Origin of the sequence: Aequorivita sp. 609 (assembly GCF_014212065.1) — a bacterium.
Lineage (GTDB): Bacteria > Bacteroidota > Bacteroidia > Flavobacteriales > Flavobacteriaceae > Aequorivita > Aequorivita sinensis.
In genome coordinates, this window is sequence record NZ_JACJVM010000005.1 from 71,621 (window position 1) to 86,626 (window position 15,006).

Annotated in this window: 14 protein-coding genes; 12 read left to right on the forward strand and 2 right to left on the reverse strand. The window is 33.1% G+C overall.

Annotated features, from left to right (window positions below; genetic code table 11):
* Positions 1-118: 118 nt before the first annotated feature.
* The gene (locus tag H4O20_RS02800) at positions 119-1,891 is read right to left on the reverse strand and encodes an ABC transporter ATP-binding protein (protein ID WP_185098216.1); all 1,773 of its coding nucleotides are present in this window, start codon (positions 1,889-1,891) and stop codon (positions 119-121) included.
* Positions 1,892-2,093: 202 nt separating this feature from the next.
* On the opposite strand from H4O20_RS02800, the gene H4O20_RS02805 reads away from it, so the two are divergent.
* Positions 2,094-2,966 (forward strand): T9SS type A sorting domain-containing protein, encoded by an 873-nt coding sequence (locus H4O20_RS02805; RefSeq protein WP_185098217.1) that lies wholly within the window; start codon positions 2,094-2,096, stop codon positions 2,964-2,966.
* Between the two features lie 153 nt (positions 2,967-3,119).
* Positions 3,120-4,082 (forward strand): tRNA-dihydrouridine synthase, encoded by a 963-nt coding sequence (locus tag H4O20_RS02810; RefSeq protein ID WP_185098218.1) that lies wholly within the window; start codon positions 3,120-3,122, stop codon positions 4,080-4,082.
* Positions 4,083-4,197: 115 nt separating this feature from the next.
* Here H4O20_RS02810 and H4O20_RS02815 read toward each other — a convergent pair whose 3' ends face one another.
* On the reverse strand, positions 4,198-4,581 hold the full coding sequence (locus tag H4O20_RS02815; RefSeq protein WP_185098219.1) for an acyl-CoA thioesterase: 384 nt from the start codon (positions 4,579-4,581) through the stop codon (positions 4,198-4,200).
* A gap of 199 nt (positions 4,582-4,780) precedes the next feature.
* Here H4O20_RS02815 and H4O20_RS02820 point away from each other — a divergent pair, with 199 nt between their 5' ends.
* The 10 genes from H4O20_RS02820 to H4O20_RS02865 all read left to right on the forward strand — a co-directional run bounded on the left by H4O20_RS02820 (position 4,781) and on the right by H4O20_RS02865 (position 14,873).
* The gene (locus H4O20_RS02820) at positions 4,781-7,603 is read left to right on the forward strand and encodes a TonB-dependent receptor (RefSeq protein WP_185098220.1); all 2,823 of its coding nucleotides are present in this window, start codon (positions 4,781-4,783) and stop codon (positions 7,601-7,603) included.
* A 24-nt stretch (positions 7,604-7,627) separates the two neighbouring features.
* Complete coding sequence (locus H4O20_RS02825; RefSeq protein ID WP_185098221.1) at positions 7,628-8,626, forward strand: metallophosphoesterase; 999 nt, start codon at positions 7,628-7,630, stop codon at positions 8,624-8,626.
* A 13-nt stretch (positions 8,627-8,639) separates the two neighbouring features.
* Positions 8,640-9,704 (forward strand): phytase, encoded by a 1,065-nt coding sequence (locus H4O20_RS02830; RefSeq protein WP_185098282.1) that lies wholly within the window; start codon positions 8,640-8,642, stop codon positions 9,702-9,704.
* A gap of 226 nt (positions 9,705-9,930) precedes the next feature.
* Entirely contained in the window at positions 9,931-10,776 is an 846-nt protein-coding gene (locus H4O20_RS02835; RefSeq protein ID WP_139854727.1) for an urea transporter, read from the forward strand.
* A 78-nt stretch (positions 10,777-10,854) separates the two neighbouring features.
* Entirely contained in the window at positions 10,855-11,724 is an 870-nt protein-coding gene (locus H4O20_RS02840) for a helix-turn-helix domain-containing protein (protein ID WP_185098222.1), read from the forward strand.
* 387 nt (positions 11,725-12,111) lie between these two features.
* Positions 12,112-12,825 carry a pirin family protein gene (locus tag H4O20_RS02845; RefSeq protein WP_221442697.1) on the forward strand — a complete coding sequence of 238 codons (714 nt, stop codon included), beginning with the start codon at positions 12,112-12,114 and terminating at the stop codon, positions 12,823-12,825.
* Entirely contained in the window at positions 12,825-13,133 is a 309-nt protein-coding gene (locus tag H4O20_RS02850; protein ID WP_262710110.1) for a GNAT family N-acetyltransferase, read from the forward strand. Before H4O20_RS02845 ends, H4O20_RS02850 begins: the two co-directional genes overlap by 1 nt.
* A gap of 9 nt (positions 13,134-13,142) precedes the next feature.
* Positions 13,143-13,568, forward strand: a complete 426-nt coding sequence (locus tag H4O20_RS02855) for a DoxX family protein (protein ID WP_139854724.1) — start codon at positions 13,143-13,145, stop codon at positions 13,566-13,568.
* 43 nt (positions 13,569-13,611) lie between these two features.
* Positions 13,612-14,133 (forward strand): YceI family protein, encoded by a 522-nt coding sequence (locus tag H4O20_RS02860; RefSeq protein ID WP_139854723.1) that lies wholly within the window; start codon positions 13,612-13,614, stop codon positions 14,131-14,133.
* A 167-nt stretch (positions 14,134-14,300) separates the two neighbouring features.
* The gene (locus H4O20_RS02865) at positions 14,301-14,873 is read left to right on the forward strand and encodes an MliC family protein (RefSeq protein WP_185098224.1); all 573 of its coding nucleotides are present in this window, start codon (positions 14,301-14,303) and stop codon (positions 14,871-14,873) included.
* The last annotated feature ends 133 nt before the right edge of the window (positions 14,874-15,006 follow it).

Consider the following 15,006-nt stretch of genomic DNA (forward strand, 5'->3'; position numbering starts at 1 on the left):
TCAATTAATTAAACCCCATTAGCAATTTGACTTTTTGGGGTTTAATTAGATTATTTTATCAGTATATCGCTAAAGATCATGCAATTATCTTCTTGCTAAAACTCTTAAATTAAAACTTTTAAATCTTTGCTTGGTAGGTATACAGTTCATAGTATCTACCTTCTTTTGCAATTAATTGTTCGTGAGTACCTCGTTCAACAATATGTCCTGCTTCAATTACCAAAATTTGATCTGCTTTTCTTATCGTACTAAGGCGGTGAGCAATAACAATGGTAGTTCTATCTTTAATTAGTTCGGCTAAACTCTTTTGGATTAATGCTTCACTTTGAGTATCTAAACTAGATGTAGCTTCATCCAGAATGATGATTTTTGGATTTGCCAAAATAGCTCGAGCAATGGCTAAACGCTGTCTTTGTCCACCAGAAAGTTTTACACCTCTTTCTCCAATTAAAGTTTCTAAGCCATCTTCAAATCTATCGGTAAATTCATTTACATAGGCTGCTTTTACCGCATTTTGCAATTCAGCTTCTGTTGCGTTGGGCCTTGGGAACATTATATTTTCACGAATAGTGCCTTCAAACAAAAACTCATCTTGTAAAACAACACCTAAATACTGACGATAACTGCTTAATTTAACTTGTGATAAATCTTGATTATCGATAGTGACTTTTCCAGATTGTGGCGTTAAGAAAGTAGCTGAAAGCCCTGCTATTGTCGATTTTCCAGAGCCTGAACTTCCCACTAAAGCTGTAACAGAACCTGCTGGCGCTTTAAAATTAATGTTGTGCAATATTTGTTTTCCTTCTTCATAAGAAAATGAAACATCATTAAATTCTATATCACCTTTTAAAGTCTCTAACTGAATGTTTCTTTTAGGATTGTCTTCTTCTGCCATCTTATTCATTAGCTCTTCCGTTCTGTCTAAACCGGCTAAAGCTTCGGTTAGCTGACTTCCAATATTGCTCATTTGGATAATTGGCGCAATCATAAACCCAAGAATTAATGTGAAGAATAGGAAGTCTCCAGTAGTCATTTCGCCAATCATCATATAATAACCTCCAATTCCCATTATTCCTGTTGTGGCTACTCCAATTAAGAAGGTAGAAGAACTTGTCATAAGAGCAGTGGCTGTTAAACTCTTTTTTACATTCTGATATAGTTTTTCAACGCCTCTTTCAAAAACAATATTCTCTTGTTCCTCTGCATTAAATGCTTTTATCACACGAACTCCTGCAAGGGTTTCTGTCAATCTACCAGTAACTTCGGCGTTAATTTTGCCTCGTGCTCTAAAAATTGGTCGGATAAATTTAAAGGCTTTTAAAGCAATAAAACCGAATATAGATAAAGGGACAAACACAAATAGTGTCATCCAGGCATTTAACTTTATTAGAATAATCAAGGAGACTATTGCAGTAAACGAACCCCCAACTAATTGTACTAGACCTGTTCCTATGAGGTTTCTTACTCCTTCAACATCGGTCATAATTCTAGATACTAAGGCTCCAGATTTGGTGTTGTCGAAAAAACTAATTGGTAAGGAAAGTACTTTTTTTTGAACTTTCGATCTCAATTCACTAATTAAATATTGGGCTTGAACGCTAAGTATTCTAGTAAGTAAAAATGAGGTTAATGCCTGAACGGTTATTGCGGTAATTACTATGGCAATTAAGGTATAGAGTTGAGATAAATCTTTATTGGGTACAACCTCATCTAGTAACACTTTACTTTGCCAGGGCAAGACTAATCCTGACAAACTTCTTAGAACGATTAAAATTAAACCTATAAAAACTAAATTTCGTCTTGGCCAAATTATGGTCTTGAATGCTTGCAGCATAGTAACTTTTGGCTGTGATTTTTCTTTCTTTTTGGTGGTTTCTTTAAAATGCTGCATATTTCTTAATATATAGTAGAGTAGGCAAAAATACTCATTAAAGAAGCGTTAAGGGAATTCACTTCGCTAAAAGAATTTTTTACTTCACTTATCATATTTGTTTTAGAAAATTCGGCTTATTCCAAAAACTTTAGAGTGGGGTGTGCAGTTAATTAGGAATAAGATTATACTTGCATTTTAAAATCTAACTTATAGAAAATTTATGAAAAAAATTACATTAATTCTTGCTTTAGCAATGGCAGCAATTTCGGCTCAATCTCAACAAACATCATTTGAAACATCTGAAGGTTATACTCCCGGAGAATTAGTGGACGGAATTAATGGATGGCAAGAAACTTCAGATACATCAAATTATTTTTTTGTTTCAAGTGAAAATGCTTCTGAAGGTGAAAATTCTTTAAAAATGACTTACGATTCTAGTCAGCCATTAATTTTTGCAGATTGGAATTTCGCAGAAGCACTTCCTGTACAAGATGATTTAGAAATTTCTATGGACATATATGCACCAGGAGGGAATACAACATTTTACTGGAAAATTATGTCTAATGATGAATATGCTGCCTTTATCATTATTCAAGAAGAATATGTTTTTCCAGCGAAAGTTAATGTAGTGAATCCAGTGCCAATTGCAATGGCTCCAATAAATGTAGGACAGTTTAACGAGATAAAACTGAAATTCAATTACACAAATCAAACAATTACATATTATGCAAATGGAATAGAAATCCATCAAGATACGCTTTGGGGTTCACAGGAAGCAATTGATGAGTATGCTATAGAAGCTTTCCTATTTGAAGATATGTTTATAGATAATCTTAAAACTAATAATGTATTGAGTACAGGAAAGTTTAAAGAAACTCCATTTACACAATTTATTCAGAGCAATACCTTGAATTTACAAAGTTCGGCTATTATGGAGCAGGTTGAAATCTATAATGCTTTAGGAAGTTTAGTACTAACTGAAAACTTAAACAACAATAAAGAGTCTATAAGCATTTCAGCATTAAATTCTGGAATATACATAGTGCGTTTAAAAATGAATAATCAGTGGCATTCTTTTAAATTCGTGAAATAGATTTAAAATTAACATTGCTACTTAAGCTTCAATTAAAAGCTTTTCATCTAAAAACACGGGTATTCTGCCCGTGTTTTTTATTAGAAAACTTTTGAAAACGGATGGCAAAAATCACACATCAATTGTTATATCTTTACTCCACTAAATAATAAGATGGCTTCTACATTACTTTCTTCCCCTTTACAAGGATTTACAAGTTTCAGGTTTCGCAATGCTTTCAATTATTATTTCGGAGGTATTGACACATTTTACGCACCTTATATAAGGTTGAATGGAAAGCTAAAAATCAAACAATCTTATCAAAACGATTTAGAACCTGAAAACAACAAAACTGTAACGGTTATTCCTCAAGTGATGACCAATGATGCAGACGAATTTATTTTTGTTGTGAAGTATGTGCAAAGTTTGGGTTATAAAGAATTGAATTGGAATTTAGGCTGTCCTTATCCTATGGTTACAAAATCTGGAATGGGTTCGGGCTTAATATGTAATCCTTCAAAAATTGATGAAATTTTACACCGAGCACATAATGAAACTGATATTGTAGTTTCAATGAAAATGCGAATGGGATATGAACATGCAGAAGAAATACTTGATGCTTTTCCAATTTTAGATAAATATCCGCTAAAAAATATTGCAATTCACGCTAGAATTGGAAAACAACTTTACAAAGGTCCTGTAGATTTAGATGCTTTTGAAAGATGTTTAACTGGCACTGAGCATAAGTTGTACTACAATGGAGATATTACTAGTGTTGCAGCTTATAAAGCTATTAAAGAACGCTTCCCAACACTTGACCATTTCATGATTGGTCGTGGCTTAATAGCCGATCCTTTTTTACCAAGTATGATTAAAAACAATACTACCGAATATCCCGAAAACAGATGGGCCATTTTTTCTGAGTTTCACGATACAATTTATAAGCAGTACGACGAATATTTATCTGGACCAACCCCAATTAAAATGAAAATGTTGGGATTTTGGGAATACTTTTCACAATCTACTTCCAATCCACAGAAAACGTATAAAGCCATTAAGAAGGCTTCAAACCCTGTAAAATACAGACAAGCAGTGGCTCAAATAATCAATAACGAAATGAAGATTGCAAAAGGGTAAAAGAATTTTGTAACAATTACTCTCTGTGCAGTAATTCTCCTCAATCCTTCATAATTCGAATACTTTTAAACCAACAATACATACAGGTTTTAGTATTATATGGTAGTTGAAATTCTTAAATAACTTTTACTGGTTTTTTGTTCTCATCTATTGCCACAAAGGTAAATTCTCCAGAGACCGCTTTTTCTCTATAATCTGAATACATTTCTTCAACATAAATATCTACTCTAACTTTTAAGCTAGTGTTTCCCACATGGGTAATATATCCAACTAATTCAACAATAGTTCCTGCTGGAATCGCCTTTTTAAAATCTATTTTATCACTGCTTACAGTTACCATTTGTTGTCTGCTAAATCGGGTAGCAGCAATAAATGCAGTCTCATCCATCATTTGCATTGCCGTTCCACCAAAAAGCGTGTCGTAATGATTTGTAGTATTAGGAAATACAGCTTTAAAGATTGTAGTTGTTGCGTTTTTAATTCGTTCAGCTTTATTCATTGGAGTTTTTGTTCAAATAAATCGGTTTTTTTAAAGGCCTAAAGATATAATTGTAAAATGAATACGGTACCCTTTTCTGCTAATAATACAGCTGCTTTCAATAACAAATTATGTTCTTAATATGGAAACAATTGTATAACATAGAGGTAACATTTGATAGGTAGTTTTGGCGGCAATAATAAATAAAACAATAAATCAAATGACCAAAAAAATTACAATTTTATTCTTTTCACTCTTTATTGCATTTAGTGCATTTTCACAAAAAAGCAGTGGAGTTATTTCAGGTAAAATTATTGATAAACAAGGAAATTTATCACTACCAGGAGCTACTGTAACTCTTGATAGTGGACAACGATATACTATTTCAAACCAAATAGGATATTATGAATTTCTAAATGTTCCTGAAGGAACTTACGGGGTTACGGTTCAATATTTAGGTTTTTTACCTCATACTTTGGAAACGAAAGTTGAAATAGGGAAAAACTCAAGGTTAGACTTTATAATGTCTTCCGATTTAGAAAGTTTGGATGAAGTTATAATTACTGGAGAACGGCTTAAAGGTCAAGCAAAAGCGTTAAATCAACAAAAAAACAATCAGAACATTACTAATGTCATCTCTTCAGACCAAGTAGGGAGGTTTGCAGATGCAAATGTTGGGGATGCTTTAAAGCGTGTTCCAGGTATCACAGTTCAAAACGATCAAGGTGAAGCACGAAATTTAATTATTAGAGGATTAGCGCCAGAGTTGAATTCGGTGACATTAAATGGCGATAGAATTCCTTCTGCTGAAGGCGATAACAGAAACGTTCAGATGGATTTAATTCCTTCCGATATGATTTCTACTATTGAAGTAAACAAAACACTAACTCCAGATATGGATGCCGATGCTATTGGAGGTTCGGTAAACTTGATTACTCGAGCTTCTCCAAATGGAGAAAGAATTTCAGCAACATTAGCAGGTGGCTATGCTCCAATTCGTGAAAAAGGAAATTACACCGCAGGATTGGTTTACGGGAATCGTTTTTTCGACAATAAATTAGGAGCAGTTTTTAGTGCTTCCTATAATAACAACAATTTCGGTTCTGATAATATTGAAGCTGAATGGAAAGAGGGTGAGAAAGGACAGGTATATATAGGTGAAAAAGATATTCGAAAGTACGATGTGCAACGTGTAAGAAGAAGTTTTGCTTTAGCACTAGATTATAATCTAGACTCAAACAATACGCTATTTCTTAATTCCATGTACAATTGGAGAGACGATAGAGAAAATAGATACAGAGTTCGTTATAGAAAAATTAAACCTGTATATGACGACCAAGATAATTTAACTGGATTTACAGGAGATATTCGAAGAGAAACCAAGGGAGGAATTGATAATAACCGTAATAAAAATACGCGTTTAGAAGATCAACGTGTTCAAAATTATTCGATTGGTGGTCAACACTTAATTAACGCTAAGTTAGATTTAGACTGGCAAGTAAATTATGCAACTGCTAGTGAGGATAGACCTAATGAGCGTTATTTAAGTTTTCAGTCGAAAGGTTTAGACTTAAGTCAAGATTTAAGTGACTTAAACTTTCCGTTAGTAAATGCTTCAGGTGATGGTCTTGATACTTTCAAGATGAATCAATTATCAGAAAATCACAATTTTACTGAAGAAAAAGAAATTGGAGCAAAGGTGAACATTCGTATTCCATTTTCTGTAGTTGATGGACAAAAAGGACGTTTAAGAACTGGACTTCGTTTGCGAATCAAAGAGAAGAAAAGAGATAATATCTTTTACGAGTACGAACCAATAACAACTTTCGGAACATTAGCAGGTCTTCCACTTAGTTACTACGGAGGTGGTAATTGGGAAGCAGGACCGAACGATTTTCCTGGATTTTTTGTAGATAAATCTTTTCTGGGAAATTTAAATCTAACCAATACTAGTTTATTTGAAGGCGAATTAGATCCTTCAGAATATTTGTCTGAAAACTATAAAGCTAAAGAGCGTGTTTCAGCAGCTTACCTTCGTTGGGATCAAGATTTATCCGATAAGTTTTCGATTATTACTGGTGTAAGAGTTGAACATACTAATATTGACTATACGGGAAATTATGTTAAGGAAGAAGAGGAGCTAGTAGGACAAATTTCTAATACAAACTCCTACACAGACATCTTGCCGAGTTTAGCTATCAAATATGACATCCAAAAAGATTTAATATTAAGAGCAGCAGTTTCAACAGCATTGGCGCGTCCTAACTACTATTCATTGGCACCTTATGTTAATGTAAATACTGAAGACAATGAAATTTCAGCAGGAAATCCAGAACTAGATGCTACAAATGCTACTAATTTTGATTTAATGGTGGATAAATACTTCAAGTCTGTAGGGATTTTATCTGGAGGCGTTTTTTATAAGAATATGAAAAACTTCATTTATACTGCAAGTGATTCACAATACACCCAAGAAAAATTTGCATTAGATTTTCCAAACCAATCAAATCCTATTTCAAATGGTGAAACTTGGGATTTTGTTCAGTCAAAAAATGGTGATAATGTAGATGTATATGGGTTTGAAGTGGCGCTTCAGAGACAATTAGATTTCATACCAGTAGACTTCTTTAAATCTTTAGGGGTTTACGTAAACTATACATTAACGAAGTCTAAAACGAAGGGAATTACAAACGAAGATGGTGAAGAAAGAAAAGGAATAGATTTACCTGGTACTGCTCCTCATATGCTTAATGCTTCACTTTCGTGGGATAACGATAAGTTTTCAATTCGCGTTTCTTCAAATTACAGCTCTGATTATATAGATGAATTAGGAGGGAATGAATTTGAAGACAGATACTACGACAAACAATTTTTCTTAGATGCCAATGCTTCGTATAAACTATCAGAAAATCTACGTGTTTTTGCTGAAGCAAATAACTTGACAAATCAACCATTACGCTATTACCAAGGAGTTTCAGAGCGTACCATGCAAGCGGAATACTACCTTCCTAAATTTAATTTAGGATTAAAATTCGATTTGTAAAAACCTTTTATTATTAAAATTATCATGAAAAAATTACACTTTATTATTTTCTTTCTTTTGCTGCAAACCATGTTTGGGCAAGAGTCATTTATAGAATCAAAGCTAACGGCTGGATATAAAGGCGACTTTATTCCGGAGCTTAAAAATGAAAATGAAGATTTAAACTTTTTAGTTCTTGGCGATTTTGGTCGCGTAGGCGAATACTATCAAAAAGAAGTTGCTAAACAATTGGGAAACGCCGCCTTAATGTTAGATTCAGAATTTATTGTTACGGTTGGCGATAATTTTTATCCAAATGGTGTAGCAAGTATTTATGACGAACATTGGCATGCTTCATTTAATAATATTTATACGCATCCATCACTTTATATTGATTGGTATGCTGCCTTAGGAAACCACGATCATAGAGGAAATATTGATGCGCAAATTGCGTATTCAGATATCAGCCGTCGTTGGAATATGCCGGCTCCTTATTACAGTAAAACTTTTGAATTAAACGACGGAAAAAAGCTACTTTTAGTGGTTATGGATACGAGCCCGTTTATTCAAAGCTATCAAGGTAAAACTGAAAAGTATCCACATCTGGAATCCCAAAACGCTGAAGAGCAAAAAAAATGGCTTATTGAAACGTTGCGTACAACAGATGAAAGCATTGCCTGGAAGGTCGTTGTAGGCCATCATCCATTGTATAGTGGTGGAAAGCGTAAAGAGGCTAAGGATACTAAAGATTTTGAAAGTCAGTTTGCAGATTTATTCGATTCTTTAGAAGTAGATGCTTATATCTGTGGTCATGAGCACGACTTACAAATTATAAAACCAAAGGGTAGGTTTACGACTCAGTTTTTGTCTGGTGGAGGAAGTGAAACGCGCCCAGCAGGAACACGGGAAGGTACCATTTTTTCAAAAGCAGAACCAGGTTTTATGAGCTTTACAGTTAATGGAGATTCCATAGAAATTAAGACCATAAAAGCACATGAAAACAGTGCGGAAATATTACACACAATGCATTTAAAAAAGAAATAAGATGATAAAAATAATGAATAGATTTATACTATTAGGTTTTGGATTTTCCAGTTTAATTTCTTGTAAGAATAAAGCTGAAATTACAGATTTAAATTCACTTAAACCTATTGTTATAACCGAGCAAACACCAAATGATACAGATGACCCTGCTATTTGGATACATCCTACAAATCCTAAGCAAAGTATTGTTTTAGGAACCGATAAGGATATGAATGGAGGGCTGTATGCTTATGACTTAGATGGAAAAATTATCAATAAAGTTCTTAATTTAAAACGTCCGAACAACGTTGATATCGCTTATGGTTACAATTGGGGAGGAGAAAAAATTGATATTGCTGTACTTACCGAACGTAAGGCAAACAGTATTCGAGTTTTTCGATTACCCGATCTAACGCCAATTGACGATGGAGGGATTAAAGTTTTTGAAAATGAAAAAGGTAAAGGACACAATGAGCCTATGGGAATTTCATTATACACAAAAACTACCGATTCTACCTCTCAAGTGTATGCTATAGTAGGAAGAAAGTCAGGGCCATCTGGGCGTTATCTATGGCAATACGAACTTTCTACCGATGAAAATAAGGTGGTAAAAGGTATGAAAGTAAGAGAATTTGGAGAATATAGTGGAAGGAAAGAAATTGAAGCTATAGCCGTAGATAATGCATTGGGATTTGTGTATTACTCTGATGAAACCGCGGGAATTCGTAAATATTACGCCGATCCAGATTTAAATGATAATACTCAATTGTCATTTTTTGGTCAAGAAGATGCAAAACGAGATCACGAGGGAATTGCAATTTACACTACCGGAAAAGGAACAGGATATATATTGGTTTCAGATCAGCAAGCAAACAAGTTTTTAGTATATCCACGTGAAGGTGCTTCAAAAGATAAACACACTCATAACCTTATTACTTCCGTTTCTGTTTCTACAGATGAATGTGATGGGGCAGAGGCAACTAATGTAAATTTAGGAGAACACTTTCCTAAGGGCATGCTCGTAGCGATGACAAACGGAAAATCTTTTCATTTTTACGATTGGAGACAAATTCAAAATGAAATTGATAATGCGCTATAGACGTAAATTGTAATACTAAACTTAGTATTTATTCTAAACACTTAGAATGGTTTGGAACTGGGGGATCCAAATTGTTTTAGGTGTTTTTCTTTTTATATAGAATCTATTGATATTTATTTTTTTTAAAATTGAGTTCATTAAAATTACATTAGTATTTTTAAAAAAACAATCAGGATTTTAGTTATAAAGCTATATTCGTCCATAAAAGTAAATACGGCAATTGTAAATGAAGTTTATAGATTCAATTCTACGGGGTATAGGTCAGGTAATATTTCAAAATAATATTTACTCTGGAATCTTATTTATTATTGGAATCTTTTACAATTCCTGGATAATGGGATTAGCAGCCCTTATCGGAACTATTATCAGTACTATTACAGCGCAATCTTTAAAATACTCCGAAGATGATATTAAAAATGGACTTTACGGATTTAATGGAACGCTTACTGGAATTGCAGTACTATGCTTTTTTGAGTTTAATTTAATTACTGCTATTGCACTTGTGTTGGGTTCAGTTTTGTCAACTCTATTTATGAATTTCTTAAAAAAGCACATTCCTCCGTTTACATCACCCTTTGTAATTGTAACTTGGTTTCTTATTTATTTTCTTAAATTAGTTTTTCAATATCCGTTGATTTCATCTTCAGCAGTAAGTGAAACCACATTTAACTTTGTTACGGCAGTAAGTAATAGTTTTGGGCAAGTGATGTTTCAAGAAAACACAATAACAGGACTCTTTTTTCTACTAGCAATTTTGGTAAACAACAAATTGATGGCTGCTTATGCAGTGTATGCCGCTGTTTTAGGTTCCTTAACAGCATTGATATTATCAGAACCTGCAATCAGCATTAACGCCGGACTTATGGGATATAATGCCATACTTTGTGCAATTGCGCTTTTTGGTAAAAAATGGAGTGATTTTATTTGGATTTCAATAGCTATTATTTTCTCTTCATTAGTGAATATTGGTTTAGGAGCAACAGGAATAATAACGCTTACCGCACCATTTGTTTTAACTACTTGGGGAATCTTGTTAGTAAAAAGAAGCATAAAAAAATCTCCAAAAACATAAATCAATATTATAGACTTAATACAAAATTGTACTTTTGAAGAAGTCTCTTAAAATTTAACTTGTGTAGAAAATACTCCAATGGATAGCGTAAAAACATATCAGAATGTAAATATCAATCAGCACAGCGTGAGTTTTGGAATATCAAGAATGGAAGATATTTACACAAGAAGAAATGGGGAAGTGGACGTGCCTCATAGACATGATTACTATACTGTATTAATTGTTAAGAAAGCTAGAGGAAGACATATAATCGATTTTAATACTTACGACTTAGGTGATAAACAATTATTCTTTGTTGCTCCAGGGCAAGTACATCAAGTTGTTGAAACTGAAAAATCGTATGGTTATGCGATGACATTTTCGAATCAATTTTTAGTTGAAAATTTAATTCGACTTTCTTTTATTGATAGTTTAAATCTCTTTAATAATTACGGTCAAAGTCCACCATTAATTCCAACTGAAGAACAATTTGAAACAATAACCAACTATACCAATCAAATTTTCAAATTATTCAACAGTGAGAAAAACATGAAATTATTGTCTATTGGTGCGTTTTTGAAGTTGTTACTTATAGAGTGTAACAATATATGTTCTATTAATCCAATAGAATCTGATGTTGATAGCACAGGAGATAATTTAATAAGAGCATTTAAAAAAGGGGTGGAGAAAAGTTATAAAAAAGAACACTCTACTACATTTTATGCTAATGAACTACATATAACTCCAGATCATTTAAATCGTACCATTAAATCTAGAATAGGCAAAACAGCTAAAGAATATATTCAAGCTAGAATAATTACAGAAGCAAAGAGATTACTTTGTTTTACCGATTTAACAACTAAAGAAATTGCATACGAGTTAGGGTTTAATGCTCCTGCAAACTTCAGTGCATTCTTTAAAAAGAACACCAAAGTATCTCCTTCAGACTTTAAGCTTAATCAGAATTAAATATTAGTTTGTTAAGAGATTCTTATAGCACTTTCCTATCCTAACTGAAAGTTGTAATTTGTAGCAGAAAGCACATAGTATTTTTATGTCAAATAGTGTAATCACTACATTGTTTTTGTCTTTTTAAGGTAAACATCGGATTTTCATAAGGCTATCCCTTTTTTTCATATTCCCCACACTTATAAAGGGTTATATCTTTGTACCATACTTAAAGCAAATACTATGAATCGTAAAAAGTTTATAAAAAATGTTTTGTTAACTGGTGCTGTTGGCGCGATTGCTCCCCAAGCACTTAAAGCAGGTAAAAACAATAATATAAAATCGACTTACGATAAATTGATGCAACAAGTAGGATTTAATCATTTACCAAATAAAAATATATATACTATGAATACAGTAATTCACAAAGCAGAAACAAGAGGACACGCTAATCACGGTTGGTTAAACTCACACCATACATTTAGCTTCGCAAACTATCACAATCCAGAAAGAATGCACTTTGGTGTGTTACGTGTATTAAACGATGATACCGTAGCAGCTGGAATGGGATTTGGAACTCACCCACACGACAATATGGAAATTATATCTATACCATTAGAAGGTGATTTAGAGCATAAAGACAGTAAGGGTAACGTGGCAGTAATTAAAGAAGGAGATGTTCAAGTTTTAAGTGCTGGAACAGGAATCACACACTCTGAATATAATAAGAATAAAGATAAGGAAGTAAAGTTTCTTCAGATATGGGTTTTTCCAAAAGAAAGAGAAGTAAAGCCTAGGTATGATCAAATCTCAATTAGAGATATTGCAAAGAAGAATGAATTTTATCAAGTGCTTTCACCTAATGAAGACGATCAAGGAGTTTGGATCAATCAAGATGCTTGGTTCCATATTGGAAAGTTTGAAAAAGGAAAATCTGACGAGTACAAGATTAAAAGAGAAGGAAATGGTGTTTATGCATTCATTTTAGAAGGTGAAGTAGAAATTAATGGTGAAAAACTTTCTAAAAGAGATGGTATGGGAATTTGGGATACAGAAAGCATTAATGTAAAAGCAACAGACGATGCCCGTGTATTGCTTATGGACGTACCAATGACAATGTAATAACTAACTTTTTAGATATTAAAAACATGGAAATTACAATTAAAGAATTAGACAATAAGGGTTATGCTATGGCCCGAGAAGGCGATGAAAGAGCTGGGTTGATGACGTATTCAGTAGCAGGAGATAATCACATTATCATCGACCATACCGAAGTAGATCCAAAGTTTAAAGGAAAAAACATAGGTAAGCAATTGCTTTATAAAATTGTAGAAATGGCTAGAGAGAAAGATATAAAAATTACTCCTTTATGTCCATTTGCTGCTGCAATGTTCAAGAAGTTAGAGGATATTCAAGACGTATTAAAATAACCATTTAAGATGCGAGCAATTCTAATAAAATCTTTAAATTCAGGAGTTACTAATACAAATATTAGTATAGCATTATTAGTACTAAGAGTAGTAGGTGGTGCTTTTATGTTAACACATGGTTTAGGTAAGTTTGAAGCTTTTTTTAGTGGAGAACCAATTCAATTCAGAGATCCTATAGGTGTAGGAGCATCGGCCTCCCTAGCACTAGCCGTTTTTGCAGAGGTATTATGTGCTATTCTATTAATCATAGGCTTAAGTACTAGACTTGCAGCTATCCCATTAGCTATTACAATGCTCGTTGCAGCATTTATAGTACATGCTAATGATGGCTTTGGTAGACAAGAACTACCTCTTCTTTATGCAGCAATATATATTTCCATAGCATTAATTGGCGCAGGGAAGTATTCTTTAGATAACTGGATATCAAAAAAGTAAACAGATTGAACAAAACGAATTAATAATTTTAAAACATAACAAAATGAGTAAGAACACAAATTGGTCATTAGACAGCGCACATTCAGAAATAGCATTCAAAGTAAAGCACATGATGATTTCAACCGTTACAGGACACTTCGAAGATTTTGAAGCAACTGCAAAAACGGATGGAGACGACTTTAAAAATGCAGAATTTACATTTACCGCAAAAACAGCATCTATCAACACAAAAAACAAGGATAGAGATGCACATTTAAGATCTGACGATTTCTTCAATTCAGAGGAATTTCCAGAATTGAAATTTGTTTCAAAATCATTCGATGGTGATAAATTAGTAGGGGATTTAACGATTAGAGACATCACAAAAGAAGTTGTTTTGGATGCAGAATTAAACGGTGTGGCTGTAGATCCTTACGGACAAACAAAAGCTGGATTTGAAATGACAGGTACTATTAACAGAAAAGACTTCAATTTAACTTGGAGCGCTGTTACTGAAGCAGGAAGCATCGTTGTTTCTGACAAAGTAAAAATGGTTGTAGATGTACAATTTACAAAACAAGCTTAAGTTATAAATAGATTACACTCTAATTAAGTTAATTTAAACGGTCAGGTATCAAACTCTGACCGTTTTTTATTTTATAAAAATACATTATGGAATTGTATGGTTTTGGCAGAGTATTTGCAAACTATATGGGCAGAAATAAAACTTAATTTTAAAAACTAAATTAAAAAATGACAAAGAATATTTTAACAATCACCATGTTTTCAGCATTAGCTTTAATCTCTTGTAAAGACGCGCCTCAACAGGAAAACGTTGAAGTAAAAGAAACCGTTGAGCAAGTTTCGGATGATTTTGTTACAACGACTACTGTAAACAAAGATGGTGAAGAATTAGAAATTGTATTTAATAATACAAAAGGAACGGCAACTCTTGTTTTTGATGGAGAGACGATCGATTTGCAACAGGAGAAATCAGCATCTGGATTTTGGTACAAAAATGAAAATTATGAGTTAAGAGGAAAGGGCAATGATATCCAATTAAAAAAAGGGGATGAGATTGTTTTCGAACACCAAGATGATATTGTACAATCTTCATTAAAGGATGACAAAGGCCAAACACTAGATCTAACCTTCAACAATACCGAAGGAACGGTTAAAGCATACCTTAATGGTGGAGAACAAATCGACCTAGTTGCTGAGAAAGCAGCATCTGGAATTTGGTATAAAAACGATACTTACGAATTAAGAGGAAAAGGTGAAAAATTGGAATTAACTAAAGACGGTGAAACGGTTTTTAAGAATTAAATAAAATTCTCTTTTAGAGTATAAATAAAAAACGGTTTGAGTTTTTCTCAGACCGTTTTTGTGTTTTACAAATTCGATTAAGAGATTCTATGAGAAAACCCGAAATCGGAATTTAAAAGTAATAGACTTAAAC